This window comes from Lentzea sp. NPDC051838 (assembly GCF_040681245.1).
In the GTDB taxonomy this organism is placed as follows: Bacteria; Actinomycetota; Actinomycetes; order Mycobacteriales; family Pseudonocardiaceae; genus Lentzea.
In genome coordinates this window covers 128,622-147,889 of record NZ_JBFAYI010000019.1, presented here as the reverse complement: position 1 = coordinate 147,889, position 19,268 = coordinate 128,622, and the positions used below count along the sequence as shown (strand labels likewise).

The 19,268-nt window shown below is 68.5% G+C and carries 17 protein-coding genes; 8 read left to right on the top strand and 9 right to left on the bottom strand.

Translation table 11 applies throughout. From position 1 onward, the window contains the following. Positions 1-30: 30 nt before the first annotated feature. The gene (locus AB0M24_RS32200; RefSeq protein WP_363776454.1) at positions 31-1,269 is read right to left on the bottom strand and encodes an ABC transporter substrate-binding protein; all 1,239 of its coding nucleotides are present in this window, start codon (positions 1,267-1,269) and stop codon (positions 31-33) included. Between the two features lie 40 nt (positions 1,270-1,309). Then, complete coding sequence (locus AB0M24_RS32195) at positions 1,310-2,575, bottom strand: Gfo/Idh/MocA family oxidoreductase (protein WP_363776451.1); 1,266 nt, start codon at positions 2,573-2,575, stop codon at positions 1,310-1,312. Positions 2,576-2,701: 126 nt separating this feature from the next. Here AB0M24_RS32195 and AB0M24_RS32190 point away from each other — a divergent pair, with 126 nt between their 5' ends. The 3 genes from AB0M24_RS32190 to AB0M24_RS32180 all read left to right on the top strand — a co-directional run bounded on the left by AB0M24_RS32190 (position 2,702) and on the right by AB0M24_RS32180 (position 4,864). Beyond that, the gene (locus tag AB0M24_RS32190) at positions 2,702-3,607 is read left to right on the top strand and encodes a nucleoside hydrolase (RefSeq protein WP_363776448.1); all 906 of its coding nucleotides are present in this window, start codon (positions 2,702-2,704) and stop codon (positions 3,605-3,607) included. 57 nt (positions 3,608-3,664) lie between these two features. Then, positions 3,665-4,066 carry a hypothetical protein gene (locus tag AB0M24_RS32185; protein ID WP_363776445.1) on the top strand — a complete coding sequence of 134 codons (402 nt, stop codon included), beginning with the start codon at positions 3,665-3,667 and terminating at the stop codon, positions 4,064-4,066. Positions 4,067-4,339: 273 nt separating this feature from the next. After that, a complete protein-coding gene (locus tag AB0M24_RS32180; RefSeq protein WP_363776442.1) occupies positions 4,340-4,864 on the top strand; it encodes a hypothetical protein in 525 nt (174 codons plus the stop codon). Positions 4,865-4,921: 57 nt separating this feature from the next. Here the strand turns inward: AB0M24_RS32180 and AB0M24_RS32175 are convergent, their stop codons facing one another. Both AB0M24_RS32175 and AB0M24_RS32170 read right to left on the bottom strand, forming a co-directional pair. Then, positions 4,922-6,391, bottom strand: a complete 1,470-nt coding sequence (locus AB0M24_RS32175; RefSeq protein WP_363776439.1) for a hypothetical protein — start codon at positions 6,389-6,391, stop codon at positions 4,922-4,924. A 100-nt stretch (positions 6,392-6,491) separates the two neighbouring features. Next, on the bottom strand, positions 6,492-9,251 hold the full coding sequence (locus AB0M24_RS32170; protein WP_363776436.1) for a BTAD domain-containing putative transcriptional regulator: 2,760 nt from the start codon (positions 9,249-9,251) through the stop codon (positions 6,492-6,494). A 59-nt stretch (positions 9,252-9,310) separates the two neighbouring features. Here AB0M24_RS32170 and AB0M24_RS32165 point away from each other — a divergent pair, with 59 nt between their 5' ends. Beyond that, positions 9,311-10,261 (top strand): FAD-dependent oxidoreductase, encoded by a 951-nt coding sequence (locus tag AB0M24_RS32165; protein WP_363776433.1) that lies wholly within the window; start codon positions 9,311-9,313, stop codon positions 10,259-10,261. Beyond that, complete coding sequence (locus tag AB0M24_RS32160; RefSeq protein ID WP_363776430.1) at positions 10,258-10,962, top strand: hypothetical protein; 705 nt, start codon at positions 10,258-10,260, stop codon at positions 10,960-10,962. Before AB0M24_RS32165 ends, AB0M24_RS32160 begins: the two co-directional genes overlap by 4 nt. Here AB0M24_RS32160 and AB0M24_RS32155 read toward each other — a convergent pair. Beyond that, on the bottom strand, positions 10,943-11,407 hold the full coding sequence (locus AB0M24_RS32155) for a hypothetical protein (RefSeq protein WP_363776427.1): 465 nt from the start codon (positions 11,405-11,407) through the stop codon (positions 10,943-10,945). The two genes, AB0M24_RS32160 and AB0M24_RS32155, sit on opposite strands and share 20 nt — an antisense overlap. 24 nt (positions 11,408-11,431) lie before the next feature. Beyond that, a complete protein-coding gene (locus tag AB0M24_RS32150; RefSeq protein ID WP_363776424.1) occupies positions 11,432-11,944 on the bottom strand; it encodes a GNAT family N-acetyltransferase in 513 nt (170 codons plus the stop codon). A gap of 77 nt (positions 11,945-12,021) precedes the next feature. Here AB0M24_RS32150 and AB0M24_RS32145 point away from each other — a divergent pair, with 77 nt between their 5' ends. Both AB0M24_RS32145 and AB0M24_RS32140 read left to right on the top strand, forming a co-directional pair. Beyond that, on the top strand, positions 12,022-12,468 hold the full coding sequence (locus tag AB0M24_RS32145) for a helix-turn-helix domain-containing protein (protein ID WP_363776421.1): 447 nt from the start codon (positions 12,022-12,024) through the stop codon (positions 12,466-12,468). 86 nt (positions 12,469-12,554) lie between these two features. Next, entirely contained in the window at positions 12,555-14,015 is a 1,461-nt protein-coding gene (locus AB0M24_RS32140; protein WP_363776418.1) for an alkaline phosphatase family protein, read from the top strand. Between the two features lies 1 nt (position 14,016). On the opposite strand, the gene AB0M24_RS32135 is transcribed toward AB0M24_RS32140, so the two are convergent. Further along, complete coding sequence (locus AB0M24_RS32135) at positions 14,017-17,010, bottom strand: BTAD domain-containing putative transcriptional regulator (protein ID WP_363776415.1); 2,994 nt, start codon at positions 17,008-17,010, stop codon at positions 14,017-14,019. A gap of 22 nt (positions 17,011-17,032) precedes the next feature. Beyond that, positions 17,033-17,980: an Lrp/AsnC family transcriptional regulator gene (locus AB0M24_RS32130; protein WP_363776412.1), complete on the bottom strand. Its 948-nt coding sequence runs from the start codon at positions 17,978-17,980 to the stop codon at positions 17,033-17,035. Between the two features lie 84 nt (positions 17,981-18,064). Here AB0M24_RS32130 and AB0M24_RS32125 point away from each other — a divergent pair, with 84 nt between their 5' ends. After that, a complete protein-coding gene (locus AB0M24_RS32125; protein WP_363776409.1) occupies positions 18,065-18,673 on the top strand; it encodes a class I SAM-dependent methyltransferase in 609 nt (202 codons plus the stop codon). Here the strand turns inward: AB0M24_RS32125 and AB0M24_RS32120 are convergent. Then, entirely contained in the window at positions 18,630-19,232 is a 603-nt protein-coding gene (locus AB0M24_RS32120) for a TetR family transcriptional regulator C-terminal domain-containing protein (RefSeq protein ID WP_363776406.1), read from the bottom strand. The two genes, AB0M24_RS32125 and AB0M24_RS32120, sit on opposite strands and share 44 nt — an antisense overlap. Positions 19,233-19,268: the final 36 nt, after the last annotated feature.

Sequence of the window (19,268 nt, the reverse complement as noted above, 5' to 3'; positions counted from 1 at the left end):
GTGCGGGAGAGACCCGCTCGGCGAGCACCACTACTTCAACGCTTCTTCAGCGTCGCGCCAGAACTCCTCTGATGCCTGGTCAATGGTCTTCTTCCCGAAGACGACCTCTTCGTGCTTGCGCTGCATGAGCTTGTAGATCGTGCCGTCACCCTTGGGCGGTGCCGCCGGTGCGTCGCCGAGCTTCGCGTCGACCGACTTCTGGTACTCGAAGATGACTTTGTTGGCACCGCTGAGGTTCTGCGCCACGGCCTCGCGGATCTTGAGGTTCGCCGGCAGGCCGCGGTTCGCGCCCAGGATCTTGCCCGCGTCCGGGTCGTTGAGCAGGAAGTCGATCAGCTTGACCGCCGCGTCCTTGTTCTTGGTGCGGGACGACGCGCTGATCAGCTGCGACGGCTTGCGGTACGAGCCGAGCGTGTCCTTGCTGTCACTGGGGTACGGGCCCAGCATGAGCTCGCCGGGCCGCACCGTGTTGTAGCCGCCGTAGAGGCTGTCGTAGGTGTGTTCGGACGCGGACAGCTTCTTGCCCATCGGCGTCTGCTCCGCGCCGGCGTTCAGCGTCGTCACCAGCTCCGGCGGCGTGGTGGCGTTGCCGTCGCGGAAGTCCTTGGAGAGCTGCCAGAACGCCTTCAGGTCGTCCTTCGAGTACCCGAGCTTGCCGTCGTCGGCGTAGAGCTTCTTGCCGCGCTGCCGCAACCAGGTCTCGAAGACGTCCTCGGTGCCGCCGAAGTCCGTCGCGCCCGCGATCTTGCCGCCCGTGCTGGCCTGGATCTTCGCCGACCGCTCCTTGTAGTCGGCCCAGCTCCAGCCGGCCTCCGGTGCCTTCACCCCGGCCGCCTCGAACAGCTTCGGGTCGTACACGATCGCGGTCGCGTTCTGCGCCAACGGCATCGCGACCTGCTTGCCGTTCAGCTTGCCGCTGCCGATGAAACCGGAGTTCCAGTCCGCGGTGCGGATCTCCTTGCCCACGTACGGACTCAGGTCGAGCAGCACGTTGCGGCCCGCGTACTCGTTGAGGTAGCGGTAGTCCATCTGGATCACGTCCGGCGCATTGCCGCCCGCGATCTCGGTGGAGAGCTTCTCGAAGTAGTTCTGGAAGTTCTGGAACGAAGTGGAGACCTTGATGTTCGAGTTGCGGCTCTCGAACAGCTTCACCGCCTCGTTGGTCACCTTGGCGCGGTCGTCGTTGCCCCACCAGATGAAGCGGATCTCGGCCTGGCCGTCACTGCCGCCCTTGGCACCACAACCCGACGCCACCAGCGCGGCAGCCATCGCTAAGCCCACAACCTTGTGCGCTTTCACCAGATCTCCCCTATCGAAGGTCGATGACGTCGACGACGCGGACCGGTTCGCCGGTCTCGAAGCTGCGGTTGGCGGCGAAACCAGTCAGCAGCGAGAGGGTGCCGTCGTAGTGCGTTGCCTTGCGTCCCAACGGGTCTTCCTGCCCGGGCGGTCCGTACAGCGCGTCGACCATGCGCTGGTCGGCGCCACCGTGGCCGTCCCGGTCGTACTCCAGCGGGATCTCTTCCCGTTGCTCGAACAGCCGCTGCACCGACAGCTTCGCCCACCCGTCCTCGGGGTTGGCGTTGACGCCGTGCACGGTCGGGTTCTGGCTCGACACCCAGGAGTTCTCGCAGACCTCCAGCTCGAGCCGGCCCTTGCTGCCGTTGACCATCAGCCGGTAGCCCTCCCACGGCGAGTAGGCCGTGAGGTGGTACGTCAGGTTCGCGCCGCTGGCGTAGCGCACGATCACCGACATGTCGTCCTCAATGGACACACCCGGCTCGAACGGGTTCTGGTCGCGGCGGTACCCATCTTCGTGCTGGGCGTCGACGTAGAGCTTCTTGAGCCAGTCGTTCTGTTCGAGCTTGAGAGTGAACCGCTCGTCGTCGGTGTACCCGTGCCGTTTGCCGTTCTCGTCGCCGTAGAAGAACAACCGGCCGTGCGCGTAGACGGTGTCCGGCGTCGACCCGACCCACCAGTTGAGCAGGTCGAAGTGGTGCGTGGCCTTGTGCACCATCAGGCCGCCCGAGTTGGCCTTGTCGCGGTGCCAGCGGCGGAAGTAGTCGGCGCCGTGCCGGGTGTCGAGCAGCCACTCGAAGTGCACCGACCCGATCTCGCCGACAGCGCCGTCCGCCAGCAACTCGCGGACCTTCTCGTGGATCGGGTTGTAGCGGTAGTTGAACGTGACGGTGACGTTGCCGTCGTTGCGGTGCACGGCGTCGAGGATCTTGCCGGCCGACGGCACGTCCGTCGTCATCGGCTTCTCCGTCACGACGTCACGACCGGCGTCGAGCGCCTCCACGACGTAGGTGTCGTGGAAGCGGTCGACGGTGGTCACGACGACCACGTCGACCTGCTGCTCTTCCAGCATCTTGAGGTAGTCATCGGCGTCGTACGTGGGAACCGGCTCGACCCCCTGTGCAACGAGCCGGTCGTTGTGGACGTCCATCCGGGTGCGGTTCACGTCGGCGAACGCGACCAGCTGACACGTGTCGGCGTGCTCGACCGCGATGGCGTGGATGTGCCGCTCCGCCCGTGATCCCGTGCCGACCACGGCGTAGCGCCTGCGGGCCATCGCAAACCTCCCCGGTAAACGGTTTCCACACGCTAGCCGCACCGGCCCTGACCTCGTCAAGGGTTCCGCGAAAACGTTTTCGCTTGTTTCATGGACATGAACCGTCCAGGCCCGTATGAAGTGCCCATGCCGACCCCTGTTGTGCTCGACTGCGACCCCGGCCACGACGACGCGATCGCGATCCTGCTGGCCGCCGGAGCGCCCGAGATCGACCTGCGCGCGATCACGACCGTGGCCGCGAACCAGACTCTCGACAAGGTCACTCTGAACGCTCGGCGCATCTGTTCGGCGGCCGGAATTTCGGTGCCGATCGCCCGCGGGTGCGACCGCCCGTTGGTGCGGCCGCTGTACGTGGCGGAGGACATCCACGGCGAGTCCGGAATGGACGGACCGGCGTTCGGTGCGATTTCCGTTGACGTGGCTGAGGATCACGCGATTGACGTGATGTATTCGAACATGCCCGCAACCCTGATCGCGACCGGCGCGCTGACGAACGTGGCGCTGTACTTGCAGCGCTACGGAACCGCCACGGTGCGCGAGATCGTGTTGATGGGCGGGTCGACCGAGCGCGGCAACACCACGCCGTACGCGGAGTTCAACATCTACGTGGACCCCGAGGCCGCGCAGATCGTGTTCGACAGCGGCGTGCCGATCACGATGATCGGGCTGAACGTGACGCACCAGGCGCTGGTGACGCCGCCGGTTGTGGCGCGGTTGAACGCTTTGGGGCCGCTGGGCCAGATCTGCGGCGACCTGATGACGTTCTTCGCGGCCACCTACCGCGAGGTGTTCGGGTTCGAGGCACCGCCGTTGCACGACCCGGTGGCGGTGGCGCGGGTGATCGACCCGACGCTGGTGACGTGCGTCGAGGCGTTCGTGGGCATCGAGACCGTGGGAACGCTCACACGCGGCGCGACCGTCGTGGATCTGCACGGGCGGCTGGGCAGGAAACCCAACGCGAAAGTGGCCGTGGGGCTCGACGTGGACCGGTTCTTCGACCGGGTCGTCGACGCTGTGGCCCGACTCACGTAACAGCGTTGACGCCTCCTCGATGATATTTCCGAATGCATCAATCCTGGGGGAAAAACAATGAGCACTCCTGTTCTGCCTGACCAGCCGGAGACCGTCGCGCCGGCCGCTCCGCAGCAGCAGAAGAAGAAGTCCGGTGTCGTGGTGCTGGCGATCGTCGCCGTGCTGCTGCTCGGCGCGGCAGGTGCGTTCGGCGCGCTCTACTTCGTCGAGAAGGGCCGCTCGACCGACCTGTCCAAGCAGGTCGAGAGCAAGAACACCGAGATCGCCGGCCTCACCAAGAAGGCAGAGGACGCGGACAAGCTCGCCACGACCGCCACCGATCAGCGGCGCACGCTGGAGAACGAGAAGAACGCGATGAAGACGTGCCGCGACTCCGCGCGCAAGGTGACCGAGGCGGGCATGGCCCAGGACGAGCAGAAGATCGCGAGCGCTCTCCTCGACATGATGACGAAGTGCTGATCTGACTTCACGACAGGGCCGCGATTCCACGTGAGTCGCGGCCCTTCGCGTTGTGGCCCGGCTCGTGTAACGGCGTGGGCGCGCTCACGATATGTCTCCGAACGCATCAATCCTGGGGGATTTCGATGAGCGCTCTCGCGCGTCCGAAGTGGACCGGCGAGGACGAGATCGCCCGGGGCACGCGATCGACGAGCTCTTCAACAACTGCTGGGCGTAACAGCGTTGACGGTGCGGCGATGATAGGCGCAGGGGGCTACTTCATGGGGGAAAGTCATGACCAATCCAGTCAGTGATCCGCAGCAGCCCGCGGACACCGCGGTTCAGCCGGAGGTCGCGCCGGAGATCACGCCGGCCGGACCGACGTTCGAGGTGTACACGCCTCCCGCGTTCGTTCCGCCGCAGCAGCAGCCTGTCGTGGAGGCTCCTGTCGCACCGAAGCGGAAGAAGACCGGCGTCGTCGTGGTGAGCGTGCTCCTCGTGCTGCTGTTCGGCGCGGCCGGTGCGTTCGGTGTGCTCCTCGTCCAGGAGAAGGACCACTCCGCCGAGCTGTCCAAGCAGGTCGAGGTCAAGGACCGCGAGATCTCCGACCTCACCCGCAAGGTCAAGGAGAGCAAGGACGACGCCACGCGTGCCGTCGACCTGCAGAAGGTAGCCGAGGCCGCGCAGAAGAAGGCGGAGTCGGACGCGTCGTCGTCGCAGAAGTGCCGGGACGCGGCGCGGGAGCTGCGGGCGGCGGCCATCGCCCAGGACATCAACAGGGTCGACGCGGCGGGCAGGGACATCTTCATCCACTGCTGACCCAAGCAGAAAGGGCCGCGACTCCAGGAGAGTCGCGGCCCTTTCGCGTTCGTCAGGTCAGCTGATCGCCCGGTCGCTCAGCAGCGCCCACTGGCTCCAGCCCGCCTTCTCCTTGTAGAAGCGGCGGATCAGCTTGCCGTCGTCGGTACGCGCGAAGACCTCGATCGTCTTGGTCTGCGCGTGGTACATCGCGGTCGGCGCCTCGGCGACCTTGGTGGTGCCGAGCTTGGCCCACGAGGTGAAGCCGTTCGCGGTGGCGCGGGCGTGCTCCACGATGCCGCCCTCGCCGAGCTGCACGACGTCGATCGAGCCGGTCGTCGTGTTGAACACCGCCGACGGAGCGCCGGTGCCCTTGCCGCCCAGCGACTTCCACACACCCGCCGCGTACTGCTCGACGCTGCCGGACGCGGTGCGCACGAAGACCTGGTCGACGGCGACGACCGGGTCGCTCACGACCTGGACGTCACCCTGGTTCTGCCACGCCGTGCCGTCCCACTTGACCAGCTTGTCGTCGGCGGAGCGCGCGTAGACGTCCTTGTCGGCCACGGCCGGGTTGCCCGCGATCTTGCGGTCGCCCAGCGGCGCCCACTTGTCCGTGAAGCGCAGCAGCACGCCGTCCGCGCCGCGAGCGAGGACCTCGACGGCCTTGGTCTTGTCGTTCCACGTCACCACCGGCTCGCCCGCGACGGCCGTGTCGCCCAGCGCGACCCACTTGCCGTCGGTGCGGCGGTAGATCTTGTCGTCGGAGCCGCGCGCGAACACCTCGACGATCTTCGTCTGCGGGTTCATCAGCGCGACCGGGTCGCCGGCGAAGAGCTCAGGACCGAGCTGCTGCCAGCCGTTCCAGCGGCTCGTCTTGTGGAAGTTCGTGATGATCGTGCCGTCCGCGGCGCGCGCGTAGATCTCCAGCTGCTGCTGTCCGGTGTTGGAGATCTGCGGGCCGGAGCTGACGACGGGCTTGTCCGTCACCGGGGTGTCGCTGGGGGTCTCGTTGCCACCCGAGGCGTCGACCACGCCGTTGTAGCGCAGTGGCACGTACTGACGGGCCGTGGCGGCGCTCCACACGCGCTGCACCGGGCGGGACCCGTCCGGGCCCGCCTGCTCGCGGACGATCGGGCGCGTCTTGGCCGCGTCCGCCCAGCCGATGAACAGCGCGACGTGGTTCAGCCGGTCGTTCAGCGCGTCGCCGGGACGGAGGTCCGCCCAGTCGATGCGGTGCGCGACCTGCTCGAGGATATGGGTCGTGTAGGAGATGCGCAGGCCCCAGGCCATCGAGACGTAGCCCGAGCAGTCGGTGCGGTACGCGCCGTACTTGTTGCCGAAGCAGTCGCTCTGGCTGTAGGGCACGCGGGCGCTGATCCACGTGCGCGAGCGCGCCAGGATCTCGCTCCGGGTGATCTTGGAGTTGGCCGCGTACGTTCCGCAGGCCACCCCGCCCTCAGCAGCGACCGCGACGTCTGGCATCGCCAGCGTCGAGCCGAACGTGATGGCCGCTGCGGCGACCGCCAACATCCCCCACGACTTCATGCGGGCCACGGTAGCAAGACCATGTGAGGTTTTGGTCGGGTCGAACGGACCGAATTCGCGGCGAGCGCCCACTTGGGTGACGATCTTGAACAGGCCGTTGTCAGCTGGTTGCGGCCGGTGGAAGAAGGTTCAGCCGGTCAACGGTGAACGGCCAGCCGAACCCTCGGGCAGCGAACTCCGCCCGTGCGGCCGCCGCGATCTCGCCCGCGCGGGCGAGATCACCTTCCTCCGCGGCCAGGATTGCCGTCACCGGTTGCACAGCGAGCCACGTGAGGTCCTGCTCGTCGCTCACCGACGACGCCAGCGCGAGCTCGGCGGCGGCCTCGGCGAGATCACCCCGACGGACCAACGCGTAGGCGAGGTCTACTCGCAGTAGTCCTGTGTCGGCACCGGCCTCGGCGTCGTCCAGCACGGTTCGCAGCCGGTCGACCGCCTCGTCCAGCCTGCCGTCGAGCAACGCGACCCTGGCCCTGATCATGCCCACGTGGGTCGCGCCGATCGCGTCGCCGAGACGGTCGGAGAGGGCCTCGGCCTCGTCCGCGCGCTCCAACGCGCCCACGGAGTCGCCACCCGACAACAACGTCATGCTCTCGTTCACCAGGCCGCGCGCGAGACCGTGTTCATCGCCCAGAGAGCGGTCGATGGCATTGGCGGCCAGATGGTTGCGCAACGATGCGTCGAGGTCGCCCGCGTACATCTGCCCGATGGCCAGCACACAGCCCAACGCCGAGATGTACGTCTGGTTCTCGATGCGCGACGCAACGGCGTACCCGCGTTCCGCCCACGAGATGGTCTGCGCCGGACGTCCGCGCTGGATCTCCGTGATCGCCCGGTAGTAGTAGACGCGGATGGTCAGCATGTCGTCCACGGCCAGCGGCGCGGCCTGGTCCAGCAACGACGTGGCGAGCGTCAGGCGGCCGATCTGCGTGCAGAAGAAGCCGTAGTTGCACAACGCCAACGCCCGCACGTCGTCCGGTACCTCGGCATCGATCAGGTCCTCGTAGATGCGAGCGGCCTGCACGACGAGGCCGCGCACCATCCAGGCGTCCTGCATGTCGACGGCCAGCCGCAGACCGTCCCCGGCACGCGGCGAGCCTGCGGCGGACTCCATGGCGGACAGCAAGTTCGCCCACTCCAGGTAGAGCTCGCCCATCACGGTCGCGGCGTCCGCATGTACGCCGTGCGCCGCCACGAACCCGGAGCACCACGCGAGGTGCCGGGCGCGGACGGCCTCGGCCTCCTCATCCAGTTTGGCCAGCGCGTAGTGGCGGACGGTCTCGAGCATCCGGAACCGCGGCCCCTCGGACACCGCGATCAGGTTGCGGTCCGCGAGCTCGGTCAGCGTCGCGGCGATGTCGGCGACGTCCAGCCCGTCGAACGCGAGGACCTCCTCGGCGGCTTCGAGAGTCCAGCCGCCCAGGAACACGCCCGCACGGCGCAGCACGGCCTGTTGGACGTCATCCAGCAGTTCGTGGCTCCAGTCCAGGGCCGCGCGCAGGCTGCTGTGCCGCTGCCGGCTCCCCCGCAGCCCGCCGACGAGCAGCTTCAACCGGTCGTCGAGGCGGCGCGCCAGCTGCGGCACGGACAACGTGCGGGTGAGTCCGGCAGCCAGCTCGACCCCGAGCGGCAGATGATCAACCGCGGCACAGATGGCGTCCACGTCAGCGGACGGTTCAGCGCCACTGCGGTCGCAGAACAACAGAGCCGCGGCCGACGGAGGCAACGCACCGACGTGCCGAACCTCCTCGCCCTCCACGAGCAACGGCCGTTGCGACGTGGCGAGCACCGACAGCTTCCCCGTGTGCGACAACAGCTCGGAGACGACGGACGAAGCAGCGGACAGCACGTGCTCGGCGTTGTCGACGACGAGCACCGCGCCTTCGAGCTCGGCCAGGTAGTCCTCACCGGCCTCGGCGATCAGCGCGGGCATGATCTCGTCCTCCGCGCGCACCGCCGTGAGATCCAGCCACACGACGGGCCGTTCGACGACCCGTGCGACCTCCAGCGCCAGCCGCGTCTTGCCACTGCCGGCGACACCCGTCAACGTCACGAGCCGCGTGACCGACAACCGTTCGGCGACAGCGGCCCGATCCGCGTCGCGCCCCAGGAACGTCGTCCCCGCGGCAGGCAACCGCCGCTTCGGAGCGGAACCGGGAGCCTCCTGGCGCAGGATCTGCAGCTCCATCGACACGGTCTCCGGCGCCGGATCCACGCCGAGCTCGTCGGACAGCCGCTCCCGCAACCGCGACAGCACGGCCAGCGCGTCCGCCTGCCGCCCGCCCCGGTACAACGACAGAGCCAGCAGGCAGCTCAGCCGCTCGTGCAACGGGTGCGAGCCGACCAGCTCCTCCAGCTCGGCCCGCAGCTCGATCCCCGCGCCGCCGTCGAGCAACGCACCCAGATACGCGACACGGAGATCCACGCGCAGACCGTCGAGGCGCTCCCCCTCGGCGAAACCGAACGGCACCGCGCGCAAGTCCGCCAACGAGTCGCCACGCCACAACGCCAACGCCTGGGCGATCACCTCGCGCGACCCGTCGGACAACGCGGCCTCGGCAGCGACCACATCGGACGGTGACGCGTCCAGCACGTAGCCCGCACTGGTCCGCGACAAAGCGGAAGCAGCCTCGCCGAGGTTCGCCCGCAACCGCGACGCGAGCACCCGCAAACGCTCGCGCGGCCGGGCCAGGTCGACGTCGCCCCACAGGTCCCTGGCGAGCCGCTCGTCGGACACGGCGACACCGCGCGCGAGCGACAGGCGAGCGACCAGCGCGCGTTCGAGCGGCCGGTCCAGCGTGATCGTGACATCGGAAACCCGCACGTCAACGGGCCCGAGGAGGTGTACCGACAGGAGAGGCACAAGGTCAGCATCTCACCGGTGAGACGTCCGTGAAACGCCGGGTCGCCACGCTTCAACCCATGGACATCACGACGTTGAGCACGGCGGTCAGGGGAACCGTGCGCACGCCGGACTCCGGGGGGAGTGCCGCGGTCGCCGAGGTGCGGGTGGCCACACCGCACGACATCTCGGCGACCATGCGGTTCGCGTCGCAGCAACGGATCCGGGTCACCACGAGCCGGAAGCCGAGCCCGGACGAGCTGGCGCTGGACCTGACCGCGTTGAAGGGGATCACGGTCAGGGACGGCACGGCCGAGGTGCAGGCGGGGGCCACCTGGGCGGAGCTGGACGCGGCGACGCAGGCGCACGGGCTCGCCACACCGGGCCCGAGGCTGTCGCGCACCTCGGTGGTGGGCGCCGTGCTGGGGAGGGCACAGGGCTGGCTGACGCCGTTGCACGGAACGACCAGGGACAACCTGGTCCGCGCCGAGTGCATCACGGCCGACGGCCAGTTGGTCACCACCGAGGAGCCGGAAGGCGTGATCACGAGCGTCACGCTGAAGCTGCACCCGTTGGACCACAAGGTCTACGGCGGCGTGCTGCTGTACCGGCTGGCGGACGCGCCTGCCGCACTGGGGGTGCTCGGCGAGCTCGCGCGGAGGGGGCGCGAGTTCGCCGGGCTGGCCGCCTACGTCACGGCACCGCCGGAACGGTTCGTGCCGGGTGATCTCGTCGGCCGCCGGGTGCTCGCGGTCGTGCCGGCGTTCCTGGGCGACCCGGTGATCGGGGCGTCTTATGCCAGGCCGTTGCGGGTGAAGGCAAGGCCTTTGGTCGATCAGGCCCGTCCACTGCCCTATGTGGAACAACAGTCGCTCTTCGATCGCCATGTGCCCCACGATCTGCGCTGCCAGACCAGCGAGGTCCCCGCGTTGACGACCGAACTGCTGCGCCACTTCGAGGACACGAGCAACGCATTCAGGGTCCTGGTCCCGAACCAGTCGGGCTGGACCGTGCACGAGGGAGAACAGTGAGAACCACCATCATCGCCGCGCTCGCTGTCGTACTCGCGGGCTGCAGCACCGCCGCGACGTCCACGACGAAGACGCCCGAACCGCAGGCCACCCAGCAGCAGGACAAGAAGGCCAACGCGACCGGCGAGGTCAAGGACGGCGACTCCCGCTCCGGTGACATCGCAAGCGCCGACGAGCAGGACAAGTACGACATCGACCTGGGCGACGCCACTGAGTTCGAGCTCGTCGACGTCGAGGGCGAGGTCGACTTCAAGGTCGCCACGGCGGAGGAGAGCGACGCGAACCAGAAGGGCAACGGCCTGCCCGGCCCGAACCAGTTCGGCGTCACCGCGCCCGGCAGGCACAAGCTCGTCGTCTCCGGCCACGAGGGCGCGCAGGGCAAGTACAGCTTCCGCCTGGTGACGCTGAAGAAGCGCGCGTTCGACGCCAAGCCCGGCGAGGTCAAGGGCAAGCTCGACGTGCCGGGCCGCGTCGACGTCCACACGTTCGCCGAGGCGAGTGTGGAGATCGAGGACGGCAAGCCGTGCGAGGACATCCAGCTCGGCTTCTCGACCGAAGCCGAGGACGAGGCGAAGACCTACACGCCGCACTACGTCTGCTGGAACCCCAAGCACGAGGGCGAGAACGGCAAGACGCAGATCATCATCTGGTCGGAGAGCGGCAAGACCGGCGACTACTCGTTCACGGTTCGAGCACGCTGACGTAGCGACGCGGGACGTACAGCTCGGAGCCTGTCTCGTAGGGATAGGTGACGGAACGCAGGCGGGTGCGGTGACCACCCGCCTGCTCGTACGCCCAGTACCGGCCGGGTTCCTCGGCCCACGCCGCGAAGATCACGACGTGCCGGGTCTCGTTCGTGCCGTCCGCACGGATGATCACGTCGCCGGCCTTCAGCTCCTCCGGCAGGATCAGGTTGCTGACCACGACGAGAGCGGGCGTGTCGAGCCCCCCGTGGCGGTCTTCCGGTTTGCCCGGCAGCCCCCACGCCATCGACACGAACCCCGAGCAGTCGGCGCGGTAGATGCCGTGCTCGTTCTGGTGGAACTTCGTCTGACTGTACGGAACCGAGTCGCGCAGCCACGAACAGGCGCGCTCCACGATCTCGGAGCGGCTGATGAGGCGGCCGGCGGCACGTGCGGTGGTCACGCGCCCATCGTCAGCGGCGAACCTCTAAGTCCTCTGCAAGCTGTCTATAAGATCGGCATCCGTGATCTCCGCGGTCACCCAGGCGAGCGGGTAGCGCAGCTCGATGGTGTCGATTTCCCTGGTCAGACGCACTCCCGGCAGGACTTTGCGCACCAGGGCGAGCATCCCCTCGTTGTCCGGCAGCATCGAGCCGTTGAGCTCCGCGACGCCGAGACGGGCCGCGATCGCGGTCAGCTCCTCCAGGAGCCGCGTGGCAACGCCGCGGCGTTGCCACAGGTCGACGACGGCGACCGCGATCTCCGCACCGCACTCGCCGGTCTTGATCAACCGGGCGATGCCGACCGGGTCACCGCCAATCCGGGCGCACACGGCCGCGTGCCGTTCCCCGTCCACGTCGACCAGCACGCGTCGCGCGGACGCGGTCAGCCTGGGCGTCGGAGAGTGAAACCGCAGGTAGCGGCTTCGAGCGGACAGTCCGGCGAACACGGCGTCGACAGCTTCCGGCGCGGTGTCGCGGTTGAGCTCGGTGACGCGCATGAGGATCGACTCCCTGGGTTCGGAATCCGAACTGTAGCTGAGTTCGAAAAACGAACGCAAGGAGTATTCTGTGCTCCATGCCGTACGCGAGTTTCGCCAGCATGCCCTGCACCCTGGGCCGCCCCGCCGCGCTGCTGGGCGAGCGCTGGACGTTGTTGCTGCTCCGCCAGATCTTCCTGGGCACGCGCCGGTTCGAGGACTTCCAGGCCACGATGGAGATCTCCCGCAGCGTGCTGACCGACCGCCTGAACGTGCTACTTCAGGAGGGTGTGCTCAAGCGCGTGCCGTACCACGATGAGGGCCGCACCAGGCACGAGTACCGGCTCACCGAGAAGGGCCGCGAGCTCTACCCGGTGATGATGGCGCTGCGGACGTGGGGCGAGAAGTGGATGTCGACCGAGGAGGACGAGTCGTTCCACCTGCACCACCGCGACTGCGGCGGCGGTGTGCGGGCGAAGGTCGAGTGCACCGACTGCGGTGCCGAGCTGAGCGCGCGCGACGTGCAGGTGACGGCGCGCTCGTGAACTTGTCCTGACAACTGCCGAAGCCCGGGTGAACACGAGCTTCTACGTATTGCTGAAGACGGTTGCAGACCGCAACTCTTCTTGTCATGACAAGAGCTGCTCTTGCGTTACTGCTGCCCCTGCTGCTGGTGACCCCGGCCGCTGTCGCCGCACCGGCGAAGACGCCGAAGGTGCTGGTGATCGGACTCGACGGCACCCGGTACGACAAGCTGCTGGCCGCCGACACCCCCAACGTCCACGCGCTGCTGAACCGCGGCTACGGCGCCCGCAGCGCGCTGTACGGGTCGGGCATGGCCCAGACCTCCAGCGGCCCCGGCTGGTCCACGATCCTCACGGGCGTGTGGCCGGACAAGCACAAGGTCAAGGACAACTCCTTCTCCGGCAACGCGTTGACGTCGTACCCGAGTTGGCTGGAGCGCGCGAACACGGCGAACCCCGCGCTGTCGACGTACGCGGCGGTGGACTGGAAGCCGATCAGCGACCAGATCCTGCGGGGCGGCCAGGACCGCAAGTACGTGCTCGACGGTGACGCGGCCGGCTACCCCGGTTCCGACGAGAAGATCACCGTCGACGCCGAGCAGCACCTTCGCACCAACGCGGCCGACGCCTCGTTCGTCTACCTCGGCCAGGTCGACATCGCGGGCCACAACAACGGCGCAGACTCCTCGCAGTACACCGCGGCGATCCGCACCGTCGACGCGCAGATCGGGCGTCTCGTCGCCGCTGTCGAGTCGCGTTCGACCTACGCGTCCGAAGACTGGCTGATCATGGTCACCACCGACCACGGCCACACGGGCGCGGGTGGCCACGGCGGTGACACGCCCGAGGAGCGGATGACGTTCGTGATCTCCACTGGCGCGGCTCGCCCCGCCGTGGCGCCGAAGCTGGTCGACGTCGCGGCGTCCGCGCTGAAGCACCTCGGTGTTCCGGCCACTTTGGACGGTTACGCGCTCGGCAGCGCGCCGGTCGACGCGTTCGACTCGGTGACGTTGAAGCCGCGCCAGGACGAAACCGGTGTGCCTGCTTCGGTTCTCGGATGGACGCATCAGGGTCCGGCAGGCTGGACGGTGACCACCTCGTCGTCGATGCCGCAGGGTGTCGCGGAGTGGCAGGGCTGGTCGTTCACCACCGACGACTTCTGGACGCGCACCCAGGCAGGACAGCAGCGTGAGGCGAACGTCCGCGCGCGTGGCGTCTTCGCCGTCGCGGACCCGGACGAGTGGGACGACAAGGGTTCGCCGTCGTCGAGCGGCAAGTTCGACTCGACGATGACCTCGCCTGGTTACGACGTGACCGGCAAGACGAGCGTGAAGCTCGACTACGTCTCGCACTACCGCCAGGAAGGTGCGCAGAAGGCGGCCGTGAGCGTGTCGTTCGACGGCGGCCCCGCACAGGTCGTCAAGACGCACACCGCGGACGGCCTCGCCCAGCAGATCTCGCTGACCGTGGCCGTCCCGTCCGGTGCGCGCACCGCCAAGGTGTCGTGGCGGCTCTACGACGCCGGCAACAACTGGTACTGGGCCGTGGACGCCCCGCGCCTGTCGTGAGTCACAGGGCTGAGCGCCATCCGCCGGCGCTCAGCCCGTCCAGCTCCTTCGCTTCCCGTGCGCCGAGCTGTGCGAACAACTCCTTGGACTGCAACCACATCTCGTCGTTCGCGGTCGCGGCGGCGAGATCACGCATGGTGCGGGCCCGCCAGATCGGCAACCCCAGCCCGGTCCACTGCGCGAGCGCATCTTCAAGCAGCGCAGCAGCTTCGTCGTCCCGGCCCTGAGCCAGCGCGACCTCGCCGAGCGTCCGCGTCATCAGCGCGACGCCGAACCTGTCGTGCTGCCGTGTGCAGACCTCCAGGCACTCAGCCAAAAGGTCGTCGACACCCTCCAGCTCGCCCGCCCGCAGCGACGCCTTCGCCAGCGACTGAGCCGCGTACGTGGCACCGAGCTCGTCCCCCGCCTCCCGCAGGATCTGCTCGGCTTCCCGGCTCAGCACAACGGCTTCCGCGAACGCGCCGGCGGCCCGGTGGCACAAGCTCAAGCCGCGCAACGCCAACGCCTCACCGCGCTGGTCGTCCTGCGCCTGGTAGAGCTCGACGCACCGCTTGAACGCCTTCGTCGCCTCGGCCAGGTCGCCGTGGTCGCGGTGAATCGCGCCGACGCCGTAGCTCGCCGCCGCCACCACCCCGTCGTCACCGAGCTCGATCGCCTGGTCGAGCAGCTCGCGGGCGCGCTCGAACTCCGCCAGGTCGCGGTAGACCGTGCCCATGCCGACGCACGCGACGGCGAGCGTCTCCGGTTCGTCGATCTCGCGTGCGATCTCCGCCGCCTGCTGGAAGCTCGTCAGCGCCGCCGCGAAGTCGTCCTGCTCGTACCGCAGCTGCCCGAGCCCGGCCAGCAGCACCGCCTCCGCCCGCCGGTTGCGGCGTTCCCTGGCCGACCTCAGCGCGACCTCGTGAGTGCGCTGCCAGTTGCCGAACTCGTTGCGCGCCGCGAAAGGCGACGACAGCAGCGACGTGATCACGGTCGTGGTCAGCTCGTCGACACCGAGGTCGTGAGCGCGTTCGACCGCGCGCACCACCGCGTCCGTCTCGGAGTGCAGCCAGCCCGTCGGGTCTTCTTCGACGTCCTCCCCCAGCCGCGGATCGACCTCGATCTCGGTCTGGAGCTGGGGCCGCAGTCCCAGCGTCACGCGCGGCAGCTTCTTCACGCCGGTCTCGACGAGCGCGAGCCACGTCTCCAGCAGCCGCGTCACGGCCTCCGTCACGGGTTCGCCCGCGGCCTGCTCGGTGCCGAAGAGCTGCACCAGGTCGTGGAACCGGTAGCGCACCCGGCCGATCTGGTCGACACCGGCGACGTCCACGAGGCGCAGGTCGACGAGGTGCTCGACCACGTCTTCCGCGTCGTACGGCGAGATGTCCAGCAACGGCGCGGCGATCCACGCCCCGAAGTCCGGCAGGTCCAGCACCGACAGCAGGTGGAAGGCCTTGCGGTGCCGGGCGTCCAGCTCGGAGTAGTTGAGCTTGAGCGACGACCGGATCGCGAGGTCGCCGGTTTCCAGTTCGTCGAGTCGCCGGCGCTCGTCCGACAACCGCTTCGCGAGCGTCTTCAACGGCCAGTGCGGGCGCGCCAGCAGCTTCGCCCCGGCGGCCCTGAGCGCGAGCGGCACACCGCCGCACAGCTCCGAGATCCGTTGCGCCGCTTCGGGTTCCGCGCCGACCCGCTCGCTGCCGACGATCCGGCTGAGCATCTCCTCGCTGACGACCGAGTTGAAGAACCCGAGCTCGATCGGCTCCGCGCCCTCCAGTCCGGTGAGCCTGCTGCGGCTGGTGATGATCACGAAGCAGTTCGCGTTGCCCGGCAGCAGCGGCCGGACCTGGGCCTCGCTGCGGGCGTTGTCGAGCACGATCACCAGCCGGCGGTCCGACACCGTGCGCCGGTACAGCTCGACCCGCTCGTCCGGTGCGGCGGGCTGGTCCTGGCCGGGGATGCCGAGCAGCCCGAGGAACCGCCCGATCACCTCCTGCGGCTCCAGATCCCGCCCCGCACCACGAAGATCCGCGAACAGCTGGCCGTCCGGGTACGACTTGCGCAGCAGGTGCGCGGCGTGCACCGCGAGCGCGGACTTGCCCGCCCCACCGAAGCCCGACACGACCACCGTCGGCGTCGCGGTGCGCTCCTCCTGCCCCTCGGTGAGTCTGAGGACCTGCTTGAGCGCTTCCTCGCGGCCGGTGAAGTCGCTGATGTCCGGCGGCAGGTGGTGCGGGACGACCTGCTGCGTGGTCACGACCGGCGCCGTCGCCACGACGGTCTTCGGCGGCGCGACCTCCAAGGTGCCGTTGAGGATCGCCGTTTGCAGGTCCCGCAGCTTCTCGCCGGGCTCGATGCCGAGCTCGTCGAGCAGGTACTCGCGGGCGTCGCGGTAGACGTTGAGCGCGTCCGCCTGCCGTCCCGCGCGGTGGAACGCCCGCATGAGCAGTTCGCGGGTGTCCTCGCGGGCCGGGTGGGCGTGGGCGAGCGAGGACAGCCTGGCGATGGCGTCCTCGACCCGGTTCTGCGCCAGTTCGCAGCGGCCGAGCCCCTCCTCGGCGCTGAGCCTCGACTCCTCCAGCGTCAGCGCGTGCCCGCGGGCGAACGCCGACTCGACGCCGTGCAGCGCCGGACCGCGCCACAGCGAGAGACCGTGCTGGTAGTGCGTGATGGCGGTGGCCGGGTCGTCCGCCCGTTCCGCCTGCCGTGCCGTGGTCAGGTGCCTGTTGAACTGCTCGACGTCGCTGTCCACGTCCAGGAGGTAGCCCGGCGCCCTGGTGACCAGGGCTTTGCCGACGGCGCGTCTCAACGAGGACACGTAGGTGTGCACGAGCGCGCCCGCTGTCTGCGGCGGTGACTCGTCCCAGATCAGGTCGATCAGCCGTTCCACCGGCACGACCTGACGTGGTTGCAGCAGCAGTGCCGCCAGCAGTGTTCTCGGCTTCGGTCCGCCGAGGCTCACCTGTCTGTCGCCGACCCACACTTCGACCGGCCCTAGTACGAGCGCTCGCACGCTCACACCTCCATCCCCCAGATGACCTTCAGGTGCGGTACGAGAATGCATCATCCTCGCCCATCGCGACACGTTTCAGCGTTCGGAGAACCGGTGCGGTCTCGATCTCCCTCACCCCGTCGAGGCTCCCCAGGCTCTCGGTCAGGTACTCGTACAACTCTCCTCCGCTCCGGCACGTCACGCTGGCGACCAGGTTCGCGGGTCCTGTTGTGGCCGCTGCGAAGTACACCTCCGGGTGGGTGGCCATGGTTGCCCCGATCCCGGCGAGATTCCGGGGTTCCACCCGCATCCACAGCCTGGCCTGCGTGGGGAAACCGAATCGTGATGGATCGGCGTCCAACTGCAGCTCCAGCACACCCGATCTCCTGAGGTGCTCCACCCGTCTGCGCGCGGTCGACTCGGACGTCTTCGCTTTGGTGGCCAGCTCGGCGAAATTCGCGCGGCCGTCCGCTTCGAGCGTTTTGAGGAGTGCCTCGTCGAGCGGGGTCAGTTCGGTGGGTGGTTCCGGTTCGACTTCCGGGTCGAGTGCGGCGACCTCGTCCGGTTCCAGGCAGGCGATGCCGCGCCACGTGCCGGGCGACGCGAAGCCCCGCAGGATGTTGTGGGCGCTCACGTCCACCAGACGTCTCGGCAGCCGGTCGAGGAGCAGCTCGTCCGGGGTCTGCACCTGTTGGAGGCACGAGATCTCGGTGCCGCCGGACATCAGGTGCACCCAGAAGGTGTCGTCGCGTTTCGCGAGCGCCTGGGCCAGTGCGGGGCCGGCGTCCGGGGTGCAGCGCAGTCGCAACGTCCAGGCGTGGTGGCCGAGGCGGAACCGGTTGAGCGCACCCCGCACCCTGATGCCGTGCTCCTTCAGGCGGAGGTAGCGGCGGGCGGCGGTGTGTTCGGAGACGCCGAGGACGTCGGCGATCTTCGCGAACGGGGCGCGGCCGTCGATCTGGAGCGCGTGCGCCAGTCTCCGGTCGAGGGATTCCACCTTTCGGATGGTAGTTCGTGGCGGATTCCGCCGCATTCCTGCTTTTGGCCGCTGGATCGAGTTTGCTCTGGCCAGGCTGGGCGCATGGTTGATTTCGAGGGGTTCTACCGGGGTGGCGCGCTGGTCGAGGGAATGCCGCACACCGGTGTGCCGTGGGACATCGGGGCGCCGCAGCCCGTCGTCGTGGCGTGGGAGGCCGCCGGGCGGTTCCGCGGGCACGTGCTGGACGCCGGGTGCGGGACGGGCGACAACGCGCTCTTCCTCGCCTCGCGCGGGTTTCGCGTCACGGGTGTGGACATTGCACCATCCGCGATCGAGACGGCTCGCTCTCGTGGTGACGGCGTCGAGTGGGTGGTCGGATCCTCGTTCACCGGACCGTTCGACACCGTGCTGGCGAGTGCGTTGTTCCACTGCCTGCCGGTTTCAGGACGTCCTGGACTGATGGTGTCGTTGCGCGCCGCGGCAGCCGATGGGGCGTTGCTGAACCTGACGTCGCTCGCCGTCGAGGGCGGGCCGTTCGAGGTGAGCGCGCCGGAACTGCGGTCCGCGGTGGAGGACGCCGGCTGGGAGATCACCCGGTTCTCGTCGGACACGATCGTGCTGACCGGCGTCAACGACCTGCCGTCGCTGCCCGTGTGGGTCGTGGAAGCTACCGCAGCGAGTCGAGATGGCGGCGCAGCAACGACACCATGAGTTCCGGGGTCATCCGGTCCGGGTGCAGCACGCCGTCGACCGTGAGGCCGTTCAGCAGTGACGCGAGCCGTTCCGCTTCCAGCTGAACGTCGATCTCGCCCACCGTCCCGTGTTCGGTCATCACTGTCAGGGCTCGGTGGCACAATTGGCGGAGTCCGTCGTAGAGCCGTTCGGCGTGCGGCCTGAGCGACGGACGGGTGCGCGCCGCAGTCACGAAAGCAAGCCACAGCACGGCTTCGTCGCGCCTGCGGTCGTCCAGCGGCAGCACCTCGGACAGCACGCGTTCTCCCGGTCGGCGGAGATCTCCGGTGCGGTCTCCGAGCGACTGCACGTGGGCCATCACGCGTTCGTCGATCGAGTGGATCAACGCTTCGACCGCGAAGATGATCATGTCGTCGTGGCTGTCGAAGTAGTGCCGGATCGAGCCGATCGCGAGGCCTGCTTCCTCGGCGACGTTGCGCAGTGACGCCTGCTCGACGCCGTCCCTGACGACCACGCGGAACACCGCCTCGGCGACGGCTTGGCGACGGGCCACGGGATCGACGACTCTCGGAGACACCTGCCTTTTGTAGCATGACCCTGCTAGTTTAAGTAG